Below are 25,602 nucleotides of genomic sequence, written 5' to 3'. Positions count from 1 at the left end.
CTTGATACGAAAAGCACACTACGATTATTTAATGTTTTTAATCAATCGGTCACTGAAGCACGCACCAAAAAAAGTGATCTTAGTTTGATTCCTTGACATAGCGACCTCGCAACGAGGTCGCTTTCTTTTTACTAACAAAACAATATCAATCATCAAAAAAGGAGGTTATCCCGAAAGGGACAACCTCCTCATCTTATAAAATAAACGAGAAATTACCAATTACTTTTTCTTCATTTCTTCCAACACGAATATCAAACCTTCGTAATGCACTCTATCATCACGGTTCGCTGATGCTAACTTACCCTTCAACAAAGTAACAACCCGTTTCAACATGGCCTGATTATACCCGAAGCTATTGTCAATAGCATTGATTTTCACCTCATCTTGGAAAGGCGAAGCACCTTGTCCGAACTCCACGGGCAATCCTTCACGTGCCAAAACGTTCATTCCGAGTTCTTCCTCAATATTTTGGACATGACTATGTAGCACCTCCATCAATCCTTTAGGACACAACTCGTAAGCCTCAATTTCTACCAAAGAAGGATTCAAACTTTGAATTGCGTCCCCCTTCATATGCTTACTAGAAACGGAAATCATATTATTGAAAATATTTTCCTGCATGATTCTATCTGCCGCAGTTAATTTTCTTCCCTGAATCGTGGGAGCAAATACACCAGCATACAAATCATCGTAGAATTCACCAATTGTATAAGGATTTTTCTCTTTTGAAACATGAGAAGACAAAATTACATGTCCTCCTTTAGCAACGATAGCCTTACTGATTCCGGCAACAATCTTTGCAGACGGATATACAGCCAATCCCGTTTGATTGATTAATTCGGGAAGATTAATCCAGTCGCTATTTCTCAATTCTTTAATCACCCATGCCAACGCTTCCTTTTGTTTTGCACGCGGCACAGATACCACAGCCTCACCAGCCGTACCATCTTTCACTTGTGTCAAATGCACACCACCAACCTGATACAGCACATTCAACAAATAACGCATATACTGCGACTGAATAGCACTGTAAAGTTGCATTCTATGAGTGTAATCCACATCATCTTCAATCCACTCGTTCAAATGGCTCAAGATATATTTCAAATTCTTGATCCCGTAGGTACTTGCTTTCAACGGATCATCACCCAAATCTTCTTCCAATGCACTCGGGTCGATACGAAGCATTAATTGCTGACGACCGTAACGATAAAGAGGATCTCCTGCCTTCTCGTCAATCCATTTTTGTGCAATCTCGGCTTCCTCCCACATATCCTTAGCTTCCGGAATAGGAGAATACAACCACTTAATCACGTAATAATCATACACACCAAGTTCGGGAGGAGTCAATTTCACCCCTTTATCTCCCGGTTGCGCTACATAATTGAAACGAGCGTAATCCATGATAGAAGGAGTTGTCCCGTATTTTTGAGTGAAAGAAGCGGAACGCAACGAATCCACCGGAATAGAAGCTGAAGCAGACATATTGTGCAGCAAACCCAAGGTATGTCCGATCTCGTGAGAAATGACATAAACGATAGACTCATCAAGAACATCTTTCGGCATCTTAGATGCACGAACACGAGGATCAAGTTGTGCGGTTTGAACAAAACGCCAATTATTAATCAACTCTACAATATTGTTATATACAATCACAGAAGCATTGATAATCTCTCCGGTTGTCGGGTCTACCCACGACGGTCCCATGGCATTTGCCTCTGCATTCGGGCTGTAACGGACACATGTGTATTTCAAGTTATCCGGATCGAAATTAGGATCATCTTTCGGGAAATCTTTTGCAACCATCACGTTTTTGAAACCAATCTTCTCGAAAGCCTTATTCCAAATCAAAATTCCCTCTTTGATCGGACCTCTCCACTCGTCAGGGAAAGCATCATCCACGTACCACACGATCGGCTTCACGGGTTCAACAAGCTCTCCGCGCTTCCAAGCCTCCATATCTTTGGGTTCCAAACGCCAACGGTTCGACAAAATATAAGAATCAAATCCGTCTTTCTCTTGAGATATTTTCCGAATAGGCAACTGCATCCTATCGCTTGCCGAATTCACCGTGAAAAAAATTCCGACACGGGAATCCTGTATGCGAGGACGCATTTTAGCTTCCGGCAACAAAAGAAAAGTTATCACGGAACGCGTTGCCACTTGTCCCAAATTTATTTTAGAGAATAACACCGAAACACTAGCCTCCACAGGTTGAGAAACTTCCACCGATGCATTATCTTCAAACGCTTTTACCCCTTCAAAAGAAAATTTACCTGAAACCGGAGAAGAAGAAATACTACCGGCACTAATTTTCGGAGCCAAACTCTTATTATCTTTTATAAAGGAAGTCACGTCAATGACTACAGCAGAACTATCCGCATTATACGAATGAATCGAGAACGAGTTTGCCTGCATATCCATGTAATTCTTTTCCATGGCTCTCTTCACCCAAGGTTTATCTTCTCCCGCGGTAGCCGCCAGATTGGGTTTATTGAAAACAATAGCAGAATCTTTCTTAACCACGCGATAAAGAATAGGATCATTGTATTTATATCCCACATTAAGCAACATAGGCTCCGAAGTGGCAGACACGGTTCCTCCCACCAATATTTCACGATCCATGTATTTCAAAGGATACTCCAGATAAATCTTCTGTCCCACTTTATGAATCGTCAAAAAATCACCTTTCGCGGTAACGATTCCCGGGCTTTTCATCAAAGTTTCGTATTTATTTTTCTTCTTGACAACAGGCCGTTTCACCTCCTCAATTGTTTCTTTTTTCTTCTTTTTTTTGAACAACTCCCCTGCATAACTCTCTCCCGCAGAAGGAATAAGCAAGGATAGTAACATTACTAAAACAAAACAATTTTTCATTTTTTAGAATTTAAAATTAAACATTGTGATAACATAAAAAACAAACATTTATCATTAAAATAACATCCTATATTCCAACTCGTTTGTAGAACCAAAGATTTTTCACGAACACCTGTTTAAACAACGACTGATTAACAGGAGAAATAAACCACCCGGAGCGCAATACACCATCTATTTCCACGAAAATATAACGCGGAAGAGCCTCTATCAGGTAATCTTTCACGAAAGCACTTTTCGTCTTGTCGCAAAACAAGTTTATCATCCATTCCGTTTGCTTTTTCTCCGTCAATATTTTTCTCCATTTGTCCATATCTTCACTTGCACCCATGGCAATATTCACGAACTCGATACCGCCCTCTCCCCATTTTTCATTCACTTTTTTTGCTTCAGCAAAGGTATCCAACTCATCAGCACCATTCACGCTATCCAACGCCCACACGCAAATAAACACACATTTTTCCTGAAAATCGGTCAATCGAAACGTATTTCCCTTGTCATCCGGCAACACGATTTCGGGCGCAATCGCATTTTCCCGAACAGGAGTGTACATCTTCTCCAATTCATTCACCCGCTCCACAATTTCCCGGTTTTTCATACAACACCTGAAAACTTCAAATACAGGCTCCAGATCTTTGCTCATCCCATTCACTTGCAACTCTCGCTCCAACAACCCGAACGCGTAAGCCTGACGCACTTTTTCACTCTTGATACCATACAAACACTCCTTCATCCGCGTATAACTTGTACTCCCCTTATTCACCCGGAAATACCAATCCAACACGTTTTTCAAATCCTCCGGCGACAACAACTCCAACTCGGGAACATCCGGATCCGTACTCAATTGACAAGGACGCAATTTTTGCAAATCTGCAGGTCGCCCACCTATCGCCTTCCAATATTGAAAAATATTTTCCCGCTGATACGCGTGCCACAACAACGTGGCTCGCCCTCTCTCTTGGGTATCATCAATCCCACGCACAAGTTCGTTAGCCCGGGCATCCATCCCTTTCAACGCCTGCATATAATTGTCTATTGAAAGCGTCCCGTCCACATTCTCGTAAATCTTTTTTAATTCCGGGTAAGACGTTTGGGCATGCAACTCCCCTTGTAGTAGCACAAAACACGCTACAATACAGCATACAACACTTCTCATACTCATTATTTTAACATCTCCAATAATTTATTCCGCAAAACTTCCTGCCGTAAAGATTTCCCCGCGACAGTTCCATCTTTATCCAATACCACGATAAAAGGAATACTTCTAATATCCAAAGCTTTGCATATTCCTTGTTCCAAATCAAACCCGTACCGGTTACGAACACTTAACCACTCCAACTTCTCTTCCGCATTGGCACGAGCCCAAGCCTTCGGCGAATTATCCAACGACACACTCACGAACTTCACGCCTTTCCCCTCCAATTCTTTATACAACTTCTTCAAATATTGAAGCTCCGCCCGACAAGGCCCGCACCAAGATGCCCAAAAATCAATCACGTACACGCTTCCGCTCCAATCCTTCAATGTCAACGAATCTCCCGCTATCGAACACACTTCTATTTCGGGAAATTTCTTCCCGTTAGCCACGCTTTCCACTTGCTCCAATTTCCGTTTCAACGCCTTGCCTATCTCCAACCGCTTCACTCTCTCCGACAACAATTCATACATCTTTATACCCTTATCGTAATCGTTCTTCATCTCCGTCAGGGCAATATGGGCAGAAGCTATATTATCCGGATTCTTCTCTATAAAAATACAAGTTTCCTTAAACCTCAACTGTTGAAGTTCATCTTCAGCTGCAAACGAAAATATATTTTCCACATCAACATTCTTTTCCGACATCTCGCTTACTTTTTTTCCCATCTCCATTTCATATTTCTTGAAACAGTCTTGGGCGGGCGAACCCTTCAAATTCTTCAAATGAGCTCCTTCAAGAAATTCTGCAACCAACTCTTGTCCATCCAATAGAACCGTCATTTTCTTGTCATTTACCTGCAAAACATAACATCCCGGTTCCTCCAACTCCCCCTTCAAAATGAACTCATAATTATCCAAATCCGCGGAAGCCAAAACACGTGATTCGGAATCATTCGTGCGAATAAACACCGTCCCATACTTCATGTCCGGCACACGCCCTTTCATGGTAAAACAATATCCACCGGCTTCAGAGCATCCCCACGCGCAACACAACAATATAGCTATTATCACCAATCTCATAACCAAACAATTTCTATTTTACTTCAACATATCGAACAGATTCATAGGAACTTTATCTCCAAATTGATAAGAAAACTCAGGCATCCCCGGAGCTATATACCAAGCATCTCTCAAAGACCCCTCCTTGTTGACAAATATGTAACGAGGCAACCGGGATATACGATAATCCCGCACGAAAGAGCACCTTTCCACGTCACAGAAAAGGAAGTCTACTTTACCCGCCTTATCACCCACCTGTTTTCTCCACGCCTCCCGTGCATCCGCTTTCCCCAAACAAACACAGAGATACACGAACCGATCGGTATTATTATATTCATCGGGTAAATCCACGAACCGACTTATTGCCTCGTTCTCATCCATTTCTGCCGAAAAGACTCCCATAAATACATGTTTACCCTTGAAACCAGAGAGTTTCACGCTCTCCCCCTTTCGGTTTTCCAACACGAATTCTGGAGCTGCAGCCCCTGCCTGAAGCGGACGGTATTGCTCCACCAATGCTTCCACCTCTTTCACGGTTTCCGGGGTCTTGGAACACCAGCGCACATTCTCGCAAACCTCAGCCAATTCCTTCCCGTATCCCCTTTGCTCGAATGCACTCCTCACGTAAGGTAACACGTAAGCATTACGCACTTTCTCGCTTTTCACGTTAAACAACACGTATGAATACTTGCTCACGTTCATTCGCACCACATCATACACCTTGAAATAATCCTCAATCAACTCCACCATCATCTCTTGCGGCAACAACTCCATATCCGGGCAATCCAAATCAAATCCCGGGTACAAACGCTCCAACACCCCCTGCAAACTATCCCGTTTCGCGTTTCTCTCTTTTTCCATTAAATGACCGACATTCGCGAAAACCGCCTTTATCTCTCTAATCCGCACGCTCCGGGCAGAATCTTTGGGAAGAGCATCCAGTGACCGCCCCTCTTCTTGAGCGAAAAGGGCGAGTGGCATCAACCAACAAGAAACCAATAATATACAACCAATAAAATATACTCTCATCTCGTACTATTCTTGTAACAACTCCATGATTTTCTTTTTCAAATGCCCCCTTCTCAAATTGCGAGCAACAATACGACCGTCTTTTACCAAAACAATGTAAGGTATACTATTAAATTTTAACTGCCCACAAATACCCGCATCACTCTTAAAGCCGTATTTATTCCGCACGCTTTTCCAAGGAATCTGTTCCTCCGCGTTCCCTTTCTTCCAAGCCGCCACCTTATCATCCATGGAAATACTAATCATATTCACACCGAGTTTATGCACCTCCGGGTACATCTCTTTCAAGTAAACCATTTCCTGACGACAAGGTCCGCACCAAGATGCCCAAAAATCGAGCACCCATATCCCCGGGAAATGCTCTATCACCTCAGCCTTTCCCTCTTCCGTTTCCACCTCGATCGGGGGAACTTCACGCCCCAAGGCTGAAGCTGCAAACACTTGAGTTTCTGCATACAATCGTTTTCCCAACGCAGACTGCTGCATTTTCGGCGAAAGCAACGCGTACATTTCCATTCCTCGCTCGTAATCCCTATCCAGCATTTCCAACGCCTGATACACCGAGAATACACCATCGGGATACGCCTGTATAAAATCACGAACAACACCGTATTTCAATTTTTTCAAACCAAAATACTCGAATGTCTTTTTATCCAAATCAGCTTTATCTTCCGGCTGTTGCTGCGCCTTCCAATACTCCCGCCCGATTCGTTCCTGTAACGGTTTATACTTCTCCTCCATCCATTTCTCGAACAACTGTTCCATCTCCATCACCTTCCCCTCGGTCAACTTCACCCTATCACTCGTGATGTCAAGAGCGACCTTCGTCCTCCCCTCTTCCAAGAGTAAAAGATATTCCAAGTGATTTATTTTCAATATATACTCTCCCGGTTCCGGCAAATCTCCTTTCAACGAGATTATTCCGCCATCTATCTCGGAAGAAAAAAGAATATTCCGGGCGGAATCGGCACTCACTAGAAGTGCCGTTCCGTATTTACAACCTTCAATCTCACCTGTCAATTCCACCCGACAAGTATCCGGTGCAGTACATCCCGCCCAAAATATAATCCAAAAGATTATTCCAAATCTCATCATTGATTCTACCGTTTTCCAAGTGTTTCCTGCAATTCCGCTACAATCGATTTCATCACTTTGTATTTCTCCATACACCGTTTAAATTCCCCATTCTCCTCTTCAAAAGCCTTATCGCCCAACAACACAGCTTTCACGTAATCGGTAATATCCTGAATTTGTGTAGGACAATAATATCTATAATCCTTTGTATATGTTCTGTCAATGTTATACGACAAAAAACCGAATGTCCGCCAATCCGGGTCCCACTCCGATTTACTATCCAATCTACTCAACTGCTGGTTATACAACGGCATATCCATTTTATTATTTACTTTTCCCACGGAAAAAGAATAAAAAACAGCTAGTTTATCGGGAGTCGTCCTAAATATATAAGCCGCATACTCCCCCGCCAATACAGCCACGCTCAAACTCTTTTCATCTATTGTCTCCTCCTCCTCGTACAAAGCGACACAAGTTGTTCTTCTCGCTTTAAATACATCCCTCAAACGAGTGTTCTTGGGAACTTGAGAATTTGCATGTACCAACGAATCAACCAACAAGAAACTGCAAGGAGAAGCTCCATTCAGCAATCCCGGTATCACTTCATCACGTAAAAATTCCATTCCTTTCTTTATTCTATCCCGATCTGTAAGTAACGGGTACAAGTATTCATAGTGAGTGGTCACATCATAATTAACCCCCAAAACCTCGTAGCGATACATCGGTTCTCCCGCTGAATTTACCCCACGCTGAACTTTGGCTATTGTATCGTTATAAAAAATAGTAACACCTGTTTCCTTGTAAATTTCATAAGCCAAATGCCCCAATTCGTCATCCGAATCTTCCAAGGCAAACCAATTCGTTTCTCCCGTGGGAGATAAATTCTTATCATCATCACCATTGCATGCCACAAAACACAATGCAACACCTAATAATAAATAATGTAATATCTTCATAACCTAATATTAATTCAATTTTACCGCTTTTCTTTCTTCACGTTCTTCATTAAGTTCCAATCGACTATTCAAACGATGTTCTTCAGCCGGAATAGGAAATACCCAAGCCGGATCTTCTCCATAAGGAGCTAAAACATAAGTCTCCTCTCCCGCAGGAATTCCTAAGTCCGCATTTCCTCCCCAAAGCCAAACATGAGTTATTTCCTTCTTTTGCGGATACTTGCTATTCACGGCATATCGACGTAAATCCAACCACCGGAATCCTTCAAAATTAAATTCCAACCTACGCTCCGCGCGAATAGCCGTCATCAAATTCTCCCCATGCAGCGCAACAGCTTCCGGTTCCGCTATTCTATACCGACGTAATTCCTGCCACAATTGGTTAGCCTCATCCTCGCGTCCCACGGCTGCCAACGCCTCCGCTTTATTCAGATAAGCTTCTGCCAAACGTAATGTAAAAACATCGGATACCCCACCATCATTCCATGTTTTTAGCTTGGCTGGTAACAAATGTGGTACTTTTACAGGAAACCAACCACCACCAGCCGCATAGTCGAGTAGAATCACCGCAGCTATCCCCACGTTATAACGAGAATCATTTTCCTGTGACTGATCCGGTACTAAACTATTGTCATTAAAAGCATCCATCAAATCATCGGAAACACCATAAAATGGAACTATTAAATTATTATCATCATCACTCCAGTTGATTTCCCCTCCTCTAAGCATACCACCGGAACCCAAAAAATACCGTAACCGATAACCTCCTTGAGAAAATATTACTTCCGGCGAATGACTCGTTATCAGACTTTGTGAAGTATTCGCGATTAAAGTATAATCATCCAACCGATAAATATTATTTTGCAATAACGTATCACACTCGTTAATCACACCCTCGTAATTCTCCATGTGCAAATAAACTCGGCTTAAAAACAAGCGGGCTGCCTCCATTGACGCACGATAAACAGACTTTCTCTCGTATCCGGAAAGCAATTGAACGGCATTTTCCAAATCGGCAACAATCTGCCCATACACCTTTGCCACGCTAGCTCTGGAAAATCCGCCCTCCTCCTCGTAATCCTCCACGTAGGGAGTCAATTTTAAAGGCACTCCCGGGTCGTTATCTGCTGTTTTCACGTCATAAGCTTTCGAATAGATATTGAGCAACCACCAGTAATACGTGGCACGCAAAAACATTGCCTCTCCTTTAATTCGATTATAATCAGGCTCATTCTTGAACTCTTCCGCCTCATACAGTATAATATTCAACGCATTGATATACCGATACAATTCACTCCATGCATCATTAGCCGTGGAACTAGGACTATCATCTGTCAAACCACCTTTCCAAGGGTCCCTTTGCCAACCGTAAATTGCAGAACATGAGCGACCATCACCTTCTCCTGCCGCTCCCGCTCCACGATATTGCAGGTCATCATCCAAAAGATGCATCCAAGCAGGTACCGAACCATTCCAATTGCTGCACTCCTCAAAAGATGCTATCACATACCCTTCTCCAATCAATAACTGATCCAAATCATCGATCGAATTCACATAAGTCAAATTTTGTGCATCCTCCTCCAGAAAGTCACTACAAGACCATCCGAATGTCAGAAATACAAGTAAATATAAAATCTTCTTCATAATCATCAACTAAAATGAAACATTCAAATTAAACGAGAACGTCGGACGCAATGACATATTCAACTCAGGAGCATTTCCCGACTGAGTGGCAGGATCCTGTCCTTTCAGCTTCTTATCACAAATCATAAACAGATTCGTACAAGCAAAACCGATATAAGCCGATTTCATAAAGAATTTCCGACAAAAATCATCCGTAAACTGGTAACGTAAAGAAAGCGATTGCATCTTCAAGAAATTTCCACTTGCAACCCGAATATTCGAATTGTCATACATTTCCCAGATATTATTGGCAAACTTGTAATCATTATTATTACACCAAGGCTCTAACAACGATTTAGTAAACTGAGTCCCAGATAATACCCCGGGAATATTCGTGTATCTCTCGTCACCGGGCTGACGCCAACGATTCGCGAATTCTTTGCGTACATTCTCGGTTGGAAGCGGGGCTATCGACCCATTGAGTTTATTCACATTAGGATACATTTGCAACAAGCGAACCTTCGATCCCAAGCTATACGCCAAGTTAAATGATAACGTGACCCCTTTATAAGAAAAAGTATTACTGATTCCACCTTGAATTGTCGGTACGCGAGTTCCTGAATGTTCCATCACTTCCATAAACACTTCTTCCCGATCCATATCACGATACTTTTCCCTTAAATCCACCGCGTTCTTTTTCGTTTCGTCGTTAATATCAAACAAGGGCAGACCATTAGCATCTACATAAAAACCTTCTGCCGAATCCACCATCGAACCGGTATTATAGAACATCGGTCGACCATCCCGTTCACTCAAACCGGCAAAACGATAAGAATAAAACGTATTCACCGGACGCCCCACGATAAGCACACTTCCTTTCAAATATTTATCGTAAGTCGGCGTATCCTGCAAGGGATTATCTTTCACTTTCCTTTTATTAAGCAACTGATTCAACACCGAGCCGAGTTGAGGATCAATCGACCAATGAAATCCCCGAACGTTTCCGGCAGAACGGAAATCAAGCGGCACAATTTTCAAGGAAATTTCCGTACCCTTGTTCTCCACGGTTCCCTTGTTCATCGTGTATGACGACCGTCCGTTCACGGTTGAAATAGTCTTCGATAGGAAAGCATCTCTGGTCTTTTTATAGAAATAAGACACCGTACCGTTCAATTTCTTTTTAAAGAACGAAAATGTCAATGACACGTTGGTAGAAGAAGTTTTTTCCCATTTCAAATCGGGATTCGGATAAGTCACAATTTTGGCATAAAGTTCCCCCCCGGCATTAACCGAGCCCTCTTTCGAAACAACTAGCCTTGAACTCTCCGTATCCAACATATTCCCTTGATAACCATAAGAAGCCAAGAGAGAAAGTTCATTGATCCAATCCGCTCTTTCCAAAATATTTTCCTTAACATTCCACCGACCGGAGAACGACCAGATCGGGGCAAGTTTTTCGTTAGCCCTGCTACCGAATTGATTGGATTGATCGAAACGAATATTGGCATTCAACACGTACCACATTTTATATGCGTAAGACACGCTCCCGTATCCGGACAACAAATTCGATTTCGACAACTTGCGAGTGGAAGGATTACTATTCATCCATCTTACAAAGGCGGAATATTTTGCTATATCATCAAGTTTGGCAACAATCCCTCCCCGATCACGCATATACCCTCGCTGGATATGCTTGAATTGGTCCGATTCCGACGAAGAAACTTCAAACCCCGCCATAGCACTTAAATTGTGGTTCTCTTGAAAAGTTTGAGCATAACTCAACTGCAAACGCAACATATAGTTGTGTTTCTGATCGCTCTGCTTCTCAATTTCACCACCCATTGGGCAAAGACTATTTGTGCTAACATCCCCTGTAGCCCCCTCTGTTTCTTGACGCAAATTCCCTATATAAAAAGATTTTTCACCATACCACGTTTCTTGATTGGAATTCGAAAAACCATAAGCCAGCGTTGCGCTCAACTTCAAAGGATCAATAATCTGATAACCCACTGTCGTGTTAAAATTAAACGAATACTGATCAATATCGTACGAGCTATTCTCTACCTCGTTCAAGATATTATAATAAGAACCGACATATTCACCTCTTTTATAAAACCAATAAGAACCATCCGGGTTCGTGGCAGGTACTGCACGGCTAGTATGATAAGCATAATTCATCACATTCACTTTTGGAGGCGTATATTCCCTTTCCAGCGCACTAGCGTCCATGCCTGCCTGAACCGAGAATCGATTAAAATGAGCCGACAAATTCATATTAGCCGTATAGCTTTTATTCGCCTCCCGCTTCGTGGTCCCTCTGGAATCATTGTAACCGATAGAAGCATAATAGGTCACGTTTTCACCACCACCGGATATGCCGATCGTGTGCTTGTGAGAGAAAGAATTTTGTCCCAATAAACCGAACCAGTCCGTGTTCAATTGTTCCAAAGCACCAATCTGTCGGTTCATTTCATTGAAATCGATACGATTCTGGTAATAATCCCGCATAACACCTTCATAACCTACCCAACTCTTGAAAGAAGGGAACTCCAACAAAGCCGCGTCCATCTCCCGACTATAAGCAATTCGCTCCTTGGAATTCATCATATACACGTTTCGGTCGCCATAGTGCGGACGTCTTGTAAAAGTTCCAGACAAAGCATAAGATACCGACGGGGGACCTTTCCGACCTTTTTTCGTCGTGATCACAATAACTCCATTCGCGGCACGAGCCCCGTAAATAGCAGTAGCCGAAGCATCCTTCAACACATCAATCTGTTCGATACTCTCCGGGTCCAACCCTGAAATCGCATTACCTAACAAGTTCACGAAGTCCAAATCGTTCAACTTTGCCGGATCCACGTTCACCGGATCGGTACGGACTATTCCGTCAACCACCCACAACGGTTCCTGATTTCCCAACAGCGTGGAAGTTCCCCGGATTCTCAACCGCGGCGCGGCTCCCAACTGTCCGGAATTCTGCATAAACATCATACCCGGCACGTGTCCTTCCAACATCATATCAATCGTGTTCAACCCGGGAACCCGAATATCATCTGCTTTAATAGAGGTAATAGCACTCGTCAATTTACGCTTGTCCACCTGCTCGTACCCCGTGTTCACCACGACAACTTCATCCAATTGATTCGACGACTCTTTCATTACCACATTGATCGTATCCTTCCCGGTGTACGCCACGGTCTGCGTTTCCATTCCTAAAAAAGAGAATATCACCTCGATAACATCCGCTTTCGGCACAGGCAGAGTATATCTTCCCTCCATGTCCGTTGCGGTTCCCCGGCTCGTTCCCTTCAACACTACCGTCACCCCGGGAAGCGGAGCTTTTTTCTCGTCCGTGACCTTTCCCCTGATGATGAGCATCTTCTTCTCGTCCTTGGGCTCCTCTTTAACCTTAATAACAACAATATTGTTGTCATAAGAATACATCAGACCGTAACGAGGTAACAGATCGTTCAGAAAAACCAAAAACTCCTTGTCCTTCACGTCCAAATTCTTCACGACTTTCCCTTCCATTAAATTCAAATCATAAAGAAAATCGCAAGCAACTTGTTTACTCACTTCTTGTAACACATCGTTCAAAGAGGCTTCTTCCACATGTAAAGAGACCTTTGCCTCCTGTGACAAGGTTGTTGCATGAACCGTCATACAAAAACCAAACATCAATACACTCAACAATTTCATGTTAATTAACATTTTACGATACAAAATCAATCGCCTAAGATTGACACACATTCGATTTTTCTCCATATTTTTGCTTGTTAGTAAGTAAAAATATACTTTTTGACCGTTCCAAAATCAAGAAAGTATATGGTTATCAGGTTGGAACCTTTATTTCCAACCTGTTTTTCTTTTTACCGTGATTACTTTATCCTTTATTATAAATTCAACATTTCCGGTTTCTTCAAACTTATCCAATAAATAAAGAAAATCATCATACCGCTTCAATCGTCCCGAAAACTTATTGTTCTTCAATGCTTCATCCAAATAAAACACCTCCAAACCATACCACTTCGCCAGCACGTCCATGATATTTTCCAAAACCTCCCCGTTAAAGCAATAGAATCCATCTTTCCACGAGGTATAATACATCGTCGTCACACTCTTTTTCTCCGCATTCCCAGTCACCTTGCTAAACACTACCTGATACCCCGCCTGCAACTCAAAACGTTGATCATGGTCACAATCCACTTGCAACCGTCCTTCTTCCAACGTAGCGATAATATCATCCTGCTCCGGGTAAGCCTTAATATTAAAAGAAGTCCCCAACACCGTCGCATCCATGTTCAACGCGTGCACGATAAACCGCTTTGCCGAATCTTTAGCCACCTCGAAATAACCTTCCCCCTTCAAATACACTTCCCGATTTTCCCCAGAAAACACCTCCGGGAAACGAAATTCCGAATCCGCATTCAAATGAACCGTTGTCCCATCCGCCAAAAGCACCCGGTACTCCGCTCCCACGGGAACCGTGATCGTGTGATACGCCACCTCCTCATTCTTCTCCTTGACTCCATCATTCGTGTAGATCAACGTACTATTATCATTTTCTATACGCTTGAAACTATCCTCCACGATCACCTCATTTGTTCGGTCCGCACGCAACGGAAGAACCTTCCCGTTATCCAGCTTCAACGTCACCAAAGTACAATCATCGGCAAAGGTATTCGCCCTCTCCTCCACCACGGGACTTTTAAACAAGAACATCAAACCGAGCAGGAGCAACGCCACGGCAGCCACAGCCCCGCCATACCACAAATTACGCCGCCGATTTCTCCTTCTCCACCTACGTCGGATAGCCTCCATTCCCGCCTCGGCATCCCGCTCCAACTCTTCCTGCAACGTTTTTCCTACACGCATTCCGTCCAATACTTGAACAATCCTCGCATCATCCCCTTCCTGAAGCCACTTCTCTAGCTTCACCGAATCACTCGCGGACAATTTCTCACCCCCGAAATAATCAACCAATATATCTTCAATTTCTCTCATTCACGTTCGCTTTTTATATATAATCTACAAAAAAAGACAAAAGGGTGACAGCAGAGCAAATATTTTTTTCAGAAAAAACAGGAATCAAGTTATATCATCGAAAAAATGTATCTTTGCTGGAAGAATAACACTATTACTAACACAAGGGAATAGAAATGGAACGAAAAATCATAGCCAAACTCAAAGCATGAAACTCAATCCAAAATCGTAAATCATAAATCTAAAATCTATCAAGAATCACTTGGCAAAGAATTATAAACCGCCAATCCTTTTACCGTTAACAGATATCTTTGTCTTGGATGTTTAGGATTATTAGGGTAGAGCATCACAACAAAACCCTCTTTCATGGCAGGATTCAGATAATTTGCTATAAAGTTCTCTCGGTCTTTTAAATTCATGGCCGCAAGCATTTCTTTAATTGATAGTTGCCGCTCAGCCAATACACGAATCAAAGTTTGTATTGCAACAGAACTTGTCGGGTACTTGTCGGGTACTTGTCGGGTATTGTTCCTCAATCCATTCTGATGGAGGCTCCACAACCATATACAGCCAGAAGCCCAATAAAGGTCTTCTGGCTGATATTCAATAAAGAAGTCTTATTATTTTGTATATGGACAAGAAAGAAAAAACGAGATCCATTTTATTGAATCTCGTTTTTGTATTTAGAATTGTTCCATGAAAAAATTATTCTCCCGCCATACGTTCGGCAATCTTCACTGCCTGCAATGCATTCAAAACGCCCCCCGTAACACACAATTCTTCGAAATTCACCACTTTTGCCACGCTCTTCCTTCCTCCAAAAGCACGAGGCAAATCAACACGACGCCCTTTCCACGACTCCACACCTTGCAAAATCGCCTGTTTTACTTGTTCCGCAGTCAATTCCGGGAAATAATTCCATATTAAAGCCGCCACCCCGGTAACCACGGGAGCCGCCATACTGGTTCCGGAAAACTCTTTATACTGATTATTCAATACGGTAGAATATATATGTTCACCGGGTGCGAAAAGATCAACACTGATTTTCCCGTAATTACTGAAACGGGAAACCTCCCCGTATGGACCTATCGAACCGACACAAATAAAATTCCGTAACGTTTTCTTCCGGCTTAAAAATTTATTCGGATAACCAGGATATTCATCTAACGGAAAACTATCATTCCCGGCAGCTTTCACTATCAATACCCCTTTACTCTCGGCATAACGCATAGCTTTATACACCAGCTTCTTGTTCGGGGAAAAGAATTTATTAATACTCATATTAATCACCCGAGCTCCATTATCCACGGCATAATAAATAGCCGATGCCACATCCTTATCCTGCTCGTCACCTTTCCCGAGCATTCGTACGAACATCAACTCTACATCCGCTATCCCATTCGCACCCGACTCATCGGTCGGTTTCGCTCCCACGATTCCACCTACATGCGTCCCGTGCACAGCATTTGCTCCAAGCAAATTATTATTCCCGTAACAACGTATTTTCAAACTATTCAAATCATCACCCACGGATTCGCGCATTTTCTGCCTCTCGTGCATAACCTCAACCTTCTTTCGATAAATTTTCGATGAATCAGGATACAAACGCAAAGTAGAAAAAGGCCAAACCACATCAACAAAATAACGATACTCCGCCTTTTCCTTCCTCGAAAGCTTCATTGTATCAACATTCGCAAACTTATCGCATAAACGCAAAAATTCCCAATCCGCCGCCACGGTTCCGGGGATATCACTTCCATCGGGTAAACCCAAAAAATTCCAACCATGAACGTCATCCACGAACCCGTTATTGTCATCATCAATACCGTTCCCAGGTATTTCTTTCCGATTCACCCAAAGCCGATCTTTCAAATCCCGATGCGTCACATCTCCCCCGGCATCGATAATGGCCACAACAGTTTTCGCCTTGGGTTCCCGTCCTTTCAGGTAATCATAAGCTCTATATATATCCGCCCCGGAAACCGTATCGACCTCCATACATCCCCAATGCCAATCGCGGGGTAACTCCCGAGGCCTTAATATCGCAACTTCGCTAGATTGCCCTTTCTTCATCTCCTCTTGTGCAATAAGCCCTAAAGGCAATAAAAATATCAATAACTCCAAAAAAACTATTGCTTTCATTTCTCTCTTTTTACTATTATACATTTACATACGTGGAAATGCCATCACGCATCCCTCATCCATATTAAAATCTATAAAAAGTACCTAAAGGGTGACAAGCAACAAATTATTTTTTTACCAGAAAAATAAAAAGGAAAGATATATCATTATCTTTCATCTCCTTGCGAAGAAATTTCAACGCCCTCGCCAATTGGGTCTTCACTGTATTCTTAGAGATTTCCAACCGTTCCGCCACCTCTTGGTAAGACATACCATCAACAAAAACCATCATAAAGATTTGGCGCCGCTCTGCGGGTAACAAATCGATCATTTGATAAACGACCTTGATAATATCTACCTGCTCCTCCAGTTGTATCGTGTCTTCTTCAGACATCATTTCCCGAGAAAAAGAGTGGTAAGAATCCTCTTTTCGCCGCGCTTCTTTCAAATAAGTTATAGCCGAGAATTTAACCGCTTGAAAAATATACTTATCCAAACCGGATTTCAATGTTTTGTAAGGCTTCGTAACCCAGAATTTAGCCAAATAATCCTGCACGATATCTTTCGCCACCTCCTTATCATTCACCACTTGATTCGCGAAAAGCACCAACGTTTTATAATACGTATCGTATAGCAACCGAAAAGCTTTCTCTTCTGTTTCACCAAACATACGAAGTATTTTCTCTGCTATCATCATTTTCGCATAACGTTTAAATACGCCAAAAAAGTTGCACAAACTAGCAACATTGACGGCTTCAAAAATATAAAAAATATGCAAAATATCAAAATCAACGAATCATTCTAAAATAAAACCTCTCCCCACCCCCCTTGTACTCCCCTTCCCCTCCCCCTTCGTAACCTCATGAACGTATCATGAACGTACCATAAACGTATCATAGACGTAAATCTGCGTTCATGATAGGTTTATGCCTCGAAAGAGCAACACTTGTAAGGTTGGGGAAGGGGATGTCAAAGAGGGGGATGACTCGGAACAATGTTCCTCGTGAACGCGTTACGAACCCCGCCGTCCCTTCGTTCGAATCCCTCGAAAAAAAGAGAGTCAGACACTTGTTCCAACTCTCATTCATCTCAATTTCAGCGGAAAGAGGGAGATTCGAACCCCCGAAACCCTTTAGAGGTTTACACGCTTTCCAGGCGTGCCAGTTCAGCCACTCCTGCACCTTCATAACTAATTGTACTTATGATGTTTACAATCAAATATTATAATTTGCATTCTGTTTGGTTTAACTGGCGGTTTAACTCAAAGCTAAATCAAGAAGGATTAATACTATTAATGAACTCTCTCTTATTGAATCTCAAATATAAGTAACATATAGCTTATACACAAGCAACTTACCACTAAATTATGGTGGTTGGAATATGATTTTTATACACATACTTTCTGTATTAATTGGTGATGTAATAGGAATCAAATTTTATGCACATCTCTAATTGAAACACGTAAGTTGGTGTAAAATTATCAACTTCTATATACAATCCAATTTTTTCAAATTTTCCACCACGATATAAAAAGGGATGATAAGCCGAAACTTACCACCCCTCACACCATGTGTCAAACACACGCTAACTTACGATTTAATTAACGTACTTTCCAATTCTTTTTTTCTGCGATTGTTTTATCTCCTTCTTCATGATAAGCCTCTATAATTCCTGCTTCTTTCCCTGTTCTATCGGGCAAACCATTGTAAATAGAGTTTATTGCATTTTCGTCAAAGTAATTGGCATAACAATCTAAATAACGTAGTTTAGTACATCCTTTAATATTCAATGACGTTAATTCAATGACGTTAATTCACTCTCGTAACATACCAATTCCACAAGTTCCGTACATTTGCTCACATCTAATGACTTTAATTTATTGTCATTACAGGATAAATAAATTAATGTGGGGCATTTGCTTACATCTAGTGATTTTATCGTATCGCAATCTAAATTTAAGTACGTTAATTTCCCCTCACCTTTTATTGTTATCGTGTATGAGCCTTTTTTAGCATAAGTGTGTTCAAATTCACGTCCATCAAGGTCTTCATCCGCATCAAAATTTTCATCATATTCTTCATATAATGGCAATTCCAAATCTTTACTTATTGTCCCATCTCCCCAATCAATTTCCATTTTACCACTTCCCGCACACATAAGATAGGCTTCTTTATCCTCTTCATATTTGTCATTTATTATTCGATTCATCGTAACAACCCAACCTTTTTCATTTCCATTACCATCATCTTTGTCGTCATCATCTGAACAAGCAACAAAAATAGAAGTACATAACATGATTAATAACAATATGTTTTTCATTTGATATAGTTTTTAAATATGATTATTCTTTATATGTAATAGTTTGTGTTTCACCACTTTTTATTTCACTGATTTGAGTTACATATCCGTCTTTGTCAAATGTATACTCGTATTGACATAGTCGGGTATGCCATTGAGATTTAGTCGTTAAGAGTAATTTCTTATTTCTATTACCAAAGTATCCACTTCTAAAAAGAATATCATTAAATTCAGCATCTTCTGTAAAGTTAATAGAGGTGATGTCAATATTACTCTTATTTTCGTATTCAGTATAGGTAAATGACATATCATCGCCTATTTTCAGAAGATTTCCGTTACTCCATGTAAGAATTTCTGAATAACCTTCTTTCTCAGCTTTCACCAAGTACTTGTCACTATTGTATAAGAATTTAACGGGTTTTCCATTATAATCATCAGAACTTTCAACGATTACACCGTTTTCTAACGTGTAGGTTATTGTATTGTACAATTCATCATCTTCATAGTCTTTCATTGTGATTGTCTTATCTCCATATGCATATTCTTGCATACAACTATAAGCCTCATCAATATTGTAATATCTGTATTTTGTAACTCTTTTCTGAGAATCATACTCGAATGTTTCTTCGATTTCCTTTATTCCTTTAGAATTTGAAGTAACAATTTTACTAACTAACTTTTGTTTTGTGGTTGGTTTGTCCTTTTCGTCATCGTCATCATCAGAACAAGCTACAAACACAGTAGCGAATAACGCTAATAATAAAAAAATCTTTTTCATTTTGAATTGCAATTAAAATTTACTCCCAACCACCCAAGAAGTAATTAATATAAACAAGAAAGCGTGGTAGTTGTTAGCTTATCTTACAAGAGGGAACGACCAAGAACCCGACTGAAAATAAACAGCAACCCCACGCTAAACCATGTATATAGTAGGTATATATACGGCAAGCATGAACGTTTGTATCTGCTTATCCCTTCAGTCTAAAATTGGTCGTTTTTCTTGTAAAGGATAAAACTAAACGCTTCCATTAATTCAATATGTCTGCCATCCAGTAAACCGAATGACACCACAAAAGTAAATAAATTTCAGCATCTAACAAACGCAATTTAGGGTTGCTGTGTGACAAAATTAGGCTAATCAATGGAATAAAAAGAATTTATTTCCAACGGTTTTCATTCAATAAACCATTTATAGGTATTATCTCCATGTAACGCCCTATCTATTCCTTCCGTTAATTGCGTGGCGTTTAATGACCTATCGAGGAAATTATCTATGTAAGAAGATTTGTTCGCACCTGTAAGCATATTATAGAATTTCCATAAATTAATCTCGTTCTCTCCATGCTCCCTCTTGAAATTGTCATCGTTGTAATATGCCTTCGCCACCATGTTAATCTGGCTATCCGTCAATTCCATGTATGGTAAATGTTTCTTCTCTCTGGCAGGTAAGCATTGATACAACCTACTTTTACCCAAGAATTGTGCGAATTGATGTTGCGTGAGGTAAGAACTAGTGAAACTCTTCATCAACCTTAAATGCTTGTCCGCATCATACTGTTGGAATAACTTCATCACACCTCTAAATAAATCATGGTAACTCATCGCTCTTAAATCAGTCTGGAAACCATCAGTAAATGTACACAAGTTACAACACACCTTGTTCTTGAATCCAATAGCAACACTGAACCTTTCTGATGTCTTCTTTGAATAGAGGTTCTCCCTGTTATACGCCCTAACGCCAGTAATACATAGATTAATCCTGTTACCGTTTATAGATTCATAAATAGTAGGTATTTCAAAAGCGAACGCCATTCTTTCATAATAGATGGTCTTGTCACTTTCCAGTAATTCAGATACTGGTTTATGTATGGCTTCTGGAATCCTACCTTTTATAACGTGGCTAACCATTATATCAGGTTCATCCATGCTTTCCCCTCTAAACAATTCACTCGCCACCTTGTACACCGTTTCAATAAATGCTGGATGGGATATTGTCATCTCGTTATCCTTGCTGAACACTGGCACGATACAATCATTCTTTAAATGTAGCATATCTACTGGTGAAGTGTTAGCTTCAATGAAATGTTTTCTCCTTTTATCTTTTTTAATTGGTTCATTTACCACTTCACAAGGAGTGTAGGTAGGTTCTTCTCGCTTGACGTTATCACTGCCAAATAAAACTGGCAACAATCCTTCATTCTGGCTTGGAATTAATATTGCTGTACTCATAATCTAGTCTATTTAACGGTGGTGGAAATATTTGAAATTTCAGTTTATATATACAATTCAGAAATTCTCCACCAACCTTGATTTATAAAGTTCATTATCACTTTTACTTGTTTTATTTATTCTCTAGCGTTATGCCAGTAAAAAAATAACAATGGAAATATATTTATAGTTTAATTGCCAATGGTGGTGAGAATTATTGTCCTTATTGACTATATATACCAATCCAGACAAAAATTCACCAACTCCAATTTCTAAAGTTTACCGTTAGCTGAATAACTGTAATAACCCTCTTCATAGTAAAGAACGTAATCCAGTAACTCTACATCTATGTATGAAAGTGCAATCTTTACCTGTTGTACCAGTTCATCATCCTGTTTAGTTGGTTCAATATCACCAGAAGGCTGATTTATACAAACTATTAAGCTTTTACAATTAGAGAGTGCAGCCAGTTGTACTATAAACCTTATATCCGTGATGTTGTAAGATAACGCACCTTCACTAATTGTGGATACACCCAGTACTTGATTCCTCCCATTTAACAGGATAACTCTGGTAGAGATATGGTGTTCGATGGTGTCTTTAAATGGAGAAACCAGTAACTCGTGGACATCTTTAGCGGTTACTATTTTATACCTTTTAGAAGGTTTGGTATTGTTCCTGTACACCAGTTCCACTACTGGTACTTTCATTAATTCTTCATTCATGATATTGTATTACTTGATTTTTAATTTGAATACGTTAATGGTAATGAAATTTAGAGTGTCGTAAGTTTATCAGGTTTGGCAATGGAGAGGAAAGATTTTTGTTTATACTACTTGCTAAGAAAGGTGATACTTCCTTCACTTTGGTATAACAATATCTTCCCCCTTCCCACTGCTCTCTCTGTCCCTGTTCCTTCTCCACTAAAGGATTATTTTAGTAGAATAATGCTTTTACAAAAAAAAGAAGTAGAGATTACTCTCTACTCTTCATCAAACAGTATGGCGAATTTCCATACAGTTAGCGTGTACTCGTTCCCGTTGTAACTGGCTGGTGTTTCCATGCTACCACAGCAAATAATAGTTTGCCCGTCTAGGATAGAAAACAAATCCTCGTAACTGGTATTCACTGCCAAGGGGTAAATGTATTGTAGCCTGTCTTTATACTGTTCCTCTATAACTGGATCACACGGGACATCATCGGGTGTTATCCCTGTTTGCTTGGAACCTTTCACCATGTTACGGATTCTAATATCTACCCTTTCATCCCCTTTCATGCAGGAGAGGGAAATACTTGTTGGGTCTTCACCCTTGAACCCGATAACTTTTAGAATATCACCCACTTTTGGAGGTGCTGGTAACGTGACCAGTTTGCCCGCCAGTTTAGATTTACTAATGTCTGAAAAACATTTGGGCATGGTAACCTTGTTCACTTCAAAATCTTTTTTTAACATGATAATTTGATTTCAATTAATTGATTTTTTTCCAGAGATGGGTGGGGGATGTAAATGGTACACTACTCTAGCGTGTAACACTCTTCAATATATAATGCCAACCTGAAATTAAAGGGGGAGGGGTATTTTATAGAGGATTCTCTATTTTAACCACTCTAATTCTCCCTGTATTTAGAATATATTCTTAACTTTGTATAGTTATATCAATCAAAGGAGAAGCATGGAGATACGTTTTGAAACTAAAGCGGAAAGTCAAGCCAGACGAGAGAGGGAGGCTCTGGAAAGAACCCCCAACGAGAGATTTATATTCTTTTTGCGTCTGGTCGCCGAAATCGGCAAGTTTCAAACTTTGAAGGAGAGAACAAGTAACAACTTTATTCTTGAACGGAAAAGATGAGCCTTAATTTCGAAGAAGATGTATGGATGTTTATATCCTTGGCACAAAAGTATCAGGTCAGGATGTTAATGGTAGGTGGTGGCGCTGTCAATTTTTACGGCTACCAGCGTCACTCTGCCGATGTCGATTTCTGGATTGATACCACCCCCTCTAACTTGCTAGCTTTAAGAAATGCCTTGAATGAACTTGGTTACGAGTTCGATGATTTTCCAGAAGACGTGAAAAACGGTCAACAAAATATATCCATAAAGATAAGTCCCGTTATAGACATAGAATTAATCACCTCCTTTAATCCAGGCAGGAGTTTTGATGAATGTTTCGAGCAAAGATACTCTGCCACGAACACTGTAAACGGTCAAACTTTCTCTTATGACGTGATAGCCTTTAACGATTTAATTAATAGCAAAATAAAGGCTGGACGTCCTAAAGATTTATATGACGTGATAGAACTCAGGAAGATTCAAGAGAAGAGTAAGTAACTATTTATATACATGCAGCACAGGCAACTCCACTTTTTTTTGATTGGGCAACTCTCTCCTGTAGGCTTTGATGTTTATCAATGAAGTAAGGGTTGGTGGAAAATTTTTAAAATGTATATACCGACCAGAATTTTATATTTTTCCACCAGATATAAACAGTGATAATTTCTTACCTTTGTAATCAACTAAAAATATGGCAACATGAATAGTAAGTTGGTTGATTTATTAAGAGAGGTAGATTCATTGAAAGTGCGGTTATCCTCTTTGCGTCCTTTACCTATCGAGGCATTAAAGAAAATTCAGGATGCTTTAGATATCGAGTACACTTACGAGAGTAACCGTATAGAAGGGAACACGCTTACCCTGCAGGAAACGGCACTTGTTGTCAACGAGGGAATCACTATTTCTGGTAAATCCATGCGTGAACACTTGGAGGCAATCAATCATGCGGAAGCTATTGACTATATAAAGGAGGTTGCCAAACAGGATATTGAAATAAGTCAAAGAACTATCAAGGAGATTCATGCACTCGTGTTACACGGCATAGATAGGGAGAACGCTGGAAGTTACAGAACCGTACCCGTGATGATTTCGGGTAGCACTCATGTACCGCCTCAACCTTATTTGTTGGAGAAGCTAATGGAAGATTTCATGCTGACATTTCAACGCATGGAAAAAGAAAACGTTCATCCTGTTATTATTGCCGCTTACTTGCATGATGAACTGGTGAGGATTCATCCGTTTATAGATGGTAACGGGCGCACTTCTCGACTTCTGATGAACCTCTACCTGTTGCAAAAAGGTTATACCATTGTTACCCTGAAAAGTGATAACGACATGAAGTTACGTTATTATAAAGCTTTGGAGTCTTCTCACACGGAACAACAACATGATGATTTCTACTTGTTGGTTGCCGAAGCTGAAAAAGCATCTCTAGAGAGGTATATTTCTATTCTAGGATAAAAGTAATTTTATGAACCTATAAATGGTGAATTGGAATAGAAAGTTTAGAGATATTCGTGAGTTCAATTTCCTTGTGTGGTAAAGCTGGAAATAGAATGTCAAATCAATATGTTCTCATTGATATAAATATTTGATATTCTGATATATTTACTTTGTCATACCCAATTCAATAAGTATTTTTGCATATGTAAATGATTGGCCTGATGTTCTTTCCTGAACTAGATACTCTTTTGTTTGTTAGAAAAATTTATTCCTATGAAATTACGTAAAAAAGGAAAAACCACCAATTCAGAATGGTTTGGTGTAGAACACTATCACATTCTCCATGAAATGGATTTATTCAGGCATGTAAACATGGAGAGATTAAAAATGTTATATCCTGATATTTTTGGAAGTTCCAAACCGAAGCTTCTCAAGAAAAGACAGCACAACTAAATGATTGAAGCCAGTACCTCATATGTCCTTAGGGTGCTGGCTTTTTTATGTTACTATTCTTTACTTTCAGCTTCCCAGATTGTATTTAAAACCTGTTGAAAGTTAGCAAGTGGATATCTCTATTGATAAAGATTGTCCCGCACTAGTATCCTTTACATGATAGCAGGGGCTATTTTGCTGGTAAGGATTAAACATATCACCGCTGAAATTTATTTCCGTTAGCTCGTACTTGTCGAATCGTATCGAGTTCACTGGGTCGAGTTTATCGTTAAAGAATCCCAACGTGACCGACCTAGTGTTCATGTAAGTAAAGTTCTGCCATTTATACATTCCAACTAGAATGAAGTAGGACACGTCTGTCATGTCCCACGTGGTAAGGTTTGATCTTACCACGCATTTTTTTAGGTCTTTACTTATATAAATACAATAACATAGAGGGAGAAATGAATCACTAATTGTCATTTTTAACTCTCTAACGGTTTGAAAAAATTCAGCATACTTCATAATCATGTA

Annotated in this window: 23 protein-coding genes; 4 read left to right on the top strand and 19 right to left on the bottom strand. The window is 40.5% G+C overall.

Translation table 11 applies throughout. The features are described 5' to 3' along the window. Window positions 1–219: 219 nt before the first annotated feature. From ACK8P8_RS04945 to ACK8P8_RS04860, 18 genes are all read right to left on the bottom strand, one after another. Entirely contained in the window at window positions 220–2,874 is a 2,655-nt protein-coding gene (locus tag ACK8P8_RS04945; protein WP_410025577.1) for a zinc-dependent metalloprotease, read from the bottom strand. Between the two features lie 67 nt (window positions 2,875–2,941). After that, complete coding sequence (locus ACK8P8_RS04940; RefSeq protein ID WP_369859248.1) at window positions 2,942–4,027, bottom strand: TlpA family protein disulfide reductase; 1,086 nt, start codon at window positions 4,025–4,027, stop codon at window positions 2,942–2,944. 5 nt (window positions 4,028–4,032) lie between these two features. Continuing rightward, window positions 4,033–5,088 (bottom strand): redoxin family protein, encoded by a 1,056-nt coding sequence (locus ACK8P8_RS04935; protein ID WP_369859249.1) that lies wholly within the window; start codon window positions 5,086–5,088, stop codon window positions 4,033–4,035. Window positions 5,089–5,106: 18 nt separating this feature from the next. Beyond that, window positions 5,107–6,096 carry a TlpA family protein disulfide reductase gene (locus ACK8P8_RS04930; RefSeq protein ID WP_369859250.1) on the bottom strand — a complete coding sequence of 330 codons (990 nt, stop codon included), beginning with the start codon at window positions 6,094–6,096 and terminating at the stop codon, window positions 5,107–5,109. Window positions 6,097–6,102: 6 nt separating this feature from the next. Further along, entirely contained in the window at window positions 6,103–7,191 is a 1,089-nt protein-coding gene (locus ACK8P8_RS04925) for a TlpA family protein disulfide reductase (RefSeq protein ID WP_369859251.1), read from the bottom strand. A gap of 5 nt (window positions 7,192–7,196) precedes the next feature. Next, a complete protein-coding gene (locus ACK8P8_RS04920) occupies window positions 7,197–8,126 on the bottom strand; it encodes a hypothetical protein (RefSeq protein WP_369859252.1) in 930 nt (309 codons plus the stop codon). A gap of 9 nt (window positions 8,127–8,135) precedes the next feature. Continuing rightward, a complete protein-coding gene (locus ACK8P8_RS04915; RefSeq protein WP_369859253.1) occupies window positions 8,136–9,770 on the bottom strand; it encodes a RagB/SusD family nutrient uptake outer membrane protein in 1,635 nt (544 codons plus the stop codon). 9 nt (window positions 9,771–9,779) lie between these two features. Beyond that, window positions 9,780–13,451: a SusC/RagA family TonB-linked outer membrane protein gene (locus ACK8P8_RS04910; protein ID WP_369859254.1), complete on the bottom strand. Its 3,672-nt coding sequence runs from the start codon at window positions 13,449–13,451 to the stop codon at window positions 9,780–9,782. 147 nt (window positions 13,452–13,598) lie between these two features. Further along, window positions 13,599–14,756 carry a FecR family protein gene (locus ACK8P8_RS04905; protein WP_369859255.1) on the bottom strand — a complete coding sequence of 386 codons (1,158 nt, stop codon included), beginning with the start codon at window positions 14,754–14,756 and terminating at the stop codon, window positions 13,599–13,601. 230 nt (window positions 14,757–14,986) lie between these two features. Next, the gene (locus ACK8P8_RS04900; protein WP_369859473.1) at window positions 14,987–15,166 is read right to left on the bottom strand and encodes a Fic family protein; all 180 of its coding nucleotides are present in this window, start codon (window positions 15,164–15,166) and stop codon (window positions 14,987–14,989) included. A gap of 274 nt (window positions 15,167–15,440) precedes the next feature. Then, on the bottom strand, window positions 15,441–16,877 hold the full coding sequence (locus ACK8P8_RS04895) for a S8 family serine peptidase (RefSeq protein WP_369859256.1): 1,437 nt from the start codon (window positions 16,875–16,877) through the stop codon (window positions 15,441–15,443). Window positions 16,878–16,983: 106 nt separating this feature from the next. Further along, on the bottom strand, window positions 16,984–17,553 hold the full coding sequence (locus ACK8P8_RS04890; protein WP_369859257.1) for an RNA polymerase sigma-70 factor: 570 nt from the start codon (window positions 17,551–17,553) through the stop codon (window positions 16,984–16,986). A 903-nt stretch (window positions 17,554–18,456) separates the two neighbouring features. Then, on the bottom strand, window positions 18,457–18,645 hold the full coding sequence (locus ACK8P8_RS04885; protein WP_369859258.1) for a hypothetical protein: 189 nt from the start codon (window positions 18,643–18,645) through the stop codon (window positions 18,457–18,459). A 5-nt stretch (window positions 18,646–18,650) separates the two neighbouring features. Next, the gene (locus ACK8P8_RS04880) at window positions 18,651–19,175 is read right to left on the bottom strand and encodes a hypothetical protein (RefSeq protein ID WP_369859259.1); all 525 of its coding nucleotides are present in this window, start codon (window positions 19,173–19,175) and stop codon (window positions 18,651–18,653) included. Window positions 19,176–19,197: 22 nt separating this feature from the next. After that, on the bottom strand, window positions 19,198–19,932 hold the full coding sequence (locus ACK8P8_RS04875) for a hypothetical protein (RefSeq protein WP_292270808.1): 735 nt from the start codon (window positions 19,930–19,932) through the stop codon (window positions 19,198–19,200). A 395-nt stretch (window positions 19,933–20,327) separates the two neighbouring features. Further along, a complete protein-coding gene (locus ACK8P8_RS04870) occupies window positions 20,328–21,383 on the bottom strand; it encodes a DUF3871 family protein (protein ID WP_292270805.1) in 1,056 nt (351 codons plus the stop codon). A 251-nt stretch (window positions 21,384–21,634) separates the two neighbouring features. Continuing rightward, complete coding sequence (locus tag ACK8P8_RS04865) at window positions 21,635–22,087, bottom strand: JAB domain-containing protein (protein WP_369859260.1); 453 nt, start codon at window positions 22,085–22,087, stop codon at window positions 21,635–21,637. A gap of 257 nt (window positions 22,088–22,344) precedes the next feature. Continuing rightward, window positions 22,345–22,815, bottom strand: coding sequence for a hypothetical protein (locus ACK8P8_RS04860; RefSeq protein ID WP_369859261.1), 471 nt, complete (start codon window positions 22,813–22,815; stop codon window positions 22,345–22,347). Between the two features lie 220 nt (window positions 22,816–23,035). On the opposite strand from ACK8P8_RS04860, the gene ACK8P8_RS04855 reads away from it, so the two are divergent. The 4 genes from ACK8P8_RS04855 to ACK8P8_RS04840 all read left to right on the top strand — a co-directional run bounded on the left by ACK8P8_RS04855 (window position 23,036) and on the right by ACK8P8_RS04840 (window position 25,089). Beyond that, complete coding sequence (locus ACK8P8_RS04855; RefSeq protein ID WP_157237428.1) at window positions 23,036–23,212, top strand: hypothetical protein; 177 nt, start codon at window positions 23,036–23,038, stop codon at window positions 23,210–23,212. Further along, complete coding sequence (locus tag ACK8P8_RS04850) at window positions 23,209–23,691, top strand: DUF6036 family nucleotidyltransferase (protein ID WP_292270797.1); 483 nt, start codon at window positions 23,209–23,211, stop codon at window positions 23,689–23,691. Before ACK8P8_RS04855 ends, ACK8P8_RS04850 begins: the two co-directional genes overlap by 4 nt. Before the next feature lie 201 nt (window positions 23,692–23,892). Continuing rightward, entirely contained in the window at window positions 23,893–24,654 is a 762-nt protein-coding gene (locus ACK8P8_RS04845; protein ID WP_292270794.1) for a Fic family protein, read from the top strand. Window positions 24,655–24,909: 255 nt separating this feature from the next. Then, complete coding sequence (locus ACK8P8_RS04840) at window positions 24,910–25,089, top strand: hypothetical protein (RefSeq protein ID WP_292270792.1); 180 nt, start codon at window positions 24,910–24,912, stop codon at window positions 25,087–25,089. Window positions 25,090–25,191: 102 nt separating this feature from the next. Here ACK8P8_RS04840 and ACK8P8_RS04835 read toward each other — a convergent pair whose 3' ends face one another. Beyond that, entirely contained in the window at window positions 25,192–25,482 is a 291-nt protein-coding gene (locus ACK8P8_RS04835) for a hypothetical protein (RefSeq protein WP_292270790.1), read from the bottom strand. Window positions 25,483–25,602: the final 120 nt, after the last annotated feature.

The organism is Butyricimonas muris, from assembly GCF_046365375.1.
Lineage (GTDB): Bacteria > Bacteroidota > Bacteroidia > Bacteroidales > Marinifilaceae > Butyricimonas > Butyricimonas muris.
This window is presented reverse-complemented; position numbering and strand designations above follow the sequence as displayed.

What these genes read in the sequence shown, in the direction of transcription:
- ACK8P8_RS04945 (WP_410025577.1), bottom strand. Translation starts at nt 2,874, where the DNA reads ATGAAAAATTGTTTTGTTTTAGTAATGTTACTATCCTTGCTTATTCCT.
- ACK8P8_RS04940 (WP_369859248.1), bottom strand. Translation starts at nt 4,027, where the DNA reads ATGAGAAGTGTTGTATGCTGTATTGTAGCGTGTTTTGTGCTACTACAA.
- ACK8P8_RS04935 (WP_369859249.1), bottom strand. Translation starts at nt 5,088, where the DNA reads ATGAGATTGGTGATAATAGCTATATTGTTGTGTTGCGCGTGGGGATGC.
- ACK8P8_RS04930 (WP_369859250.1), bottom strand. Translation starts at nt 6,096, where the DNA reads ATGAGAGTATATTTTATTGGTTGTATATTATTGGTTTCTTGTTGGTTG.
- ACK8P8_RS04925 (WP_369859251.1), bottom strand. Translation starts at nt 7,191, where the DNA reads ATGATGAGATTTGGAATAATCTTTTGGATTATATTTTGGGCGGGATGT.
- ACK8P8_RS04920 (WP_369859252.1), bottom strand. Translation starts at nt 8,126, where the DNA reads ATGAAGATATTACATTATTTATTATTAGGTGTTGCATTGTGTTTTGTG.
- ACK8P8_RS04915 (WP_369859253.1), bottom strand. Translation starts at nt 9,770, where the DNA reads ATGAAGAAGATTTTATATTTACTTGTATTTCTGACATTCGGATGGTCT.
- ACK8P8_RS04910 (WP_369859254.1), bottom strand. Translation starts at nt 13,451, where the DNA reads ATGAAATTGTTGAGTGTATTGATGTTTGGTTTTTGTATGACGGTTCAT.
- ACK8P8_RS04905 (WP_369859255.1), bottom strand. Translation starts at nt 14,756, where the DNA reads ATGAGAGAAATTGAAGATATATTGGTTGATTATTTCGGGGGTGAGAAA.
- ACK8P8_RS04900 (WP_369859473.1), bottom strand. Translation starts at nt 15,166, where the DNA reads ATGCTTGCGGCCATGAATTTAAAAGACCGAGAGAACTTTATAGCAAAT.
- ACK8P8_RS04895 (WP_369859256.1), bottom strand. Translation starts at nt 16,877, where the DNA reads ATGAAAGCAATAGTTTTTTTGGAGTTATTGATATTTTTATTGCCTTTA.
- ACK8P8_RS04890 (WP_369859257.1), bottom strand. Translation starts at nt 17,553, where the DNA reads ATGATGATAGCAGAGAAAATACTTCGTATGTTTGGTGAAACAGAAGAG.
- ACK8P8_RS04880 (WP_369859259.1), bottom strand. Translation starts at nt 19,175, where the DNA reads ATGAAAAACATATTGTTATTAATCATGTTATGTACTTCTATTTTTGTT.
- ACK8P8_RS04875 (WP_292270808.1), bottom strand. Translation starts at nt 19,932, where the DNA reads ATGAAAAAGATTTTTTTATTATTAGCGTTATTCGCTACTGTGTTTGTA.
- ACK8P8_RS04870 (WP_292270805.1), bottom strand. Translation starts at nt 21,383, where the DNA reads ATGAGTACAGCAATATTAATTCCAAGCCAGAATGAAGGATTGTTGCCA.
- ACK8P8_RS04865 (WP_369859260.1), bottom strand. Translation starts at nt 22,087, where the DNA reads ATGAATGAAGAATTAATGAAAGTACCAGTAGTGGAACTGGTGTACAGG.
- ACK8P8_RS04860 (WP_369859261.1), bottom strand. Translation starts at nt 22,815, where the DNA reads ATGTTAAAAAAAGATTTTGAAGTGAACAAGGTTACCATGCCCAAATGT.
- ACK8P8_RS04855 (WP_157237428.1), top strand. Translation starts at nt 23,036, where the DNA reads ATGGAGATACGTTTTGAAACTAAAGCGGAAAGTCAAGCCAGACGAGAG.
- ACK8P8_RS04850 (WP_292270797.1), top strand. Translation starts at nt 23,209, where the DNA reads ATGAGCCTTAATTTCGAAGAAGATGTATGGATGTTTATATCCTTGGCA.
- ACK8P8_RS04845 (WP_292270794.1), top strand. Translation starts at nt 23,893, where the DNA reads ATGAATAGTAAGTTGGTTGATTTATTAAGAGAGGTAGATTCATTGAAA.
- ACK8P8_RS04840 (WP_292270792.1), top strand. Translation starts at nt 24,910, where the DNA reads ATGAAATTACGTAAAAAAGGAAAAACCACCAATTCAGAATGGTTTGGT.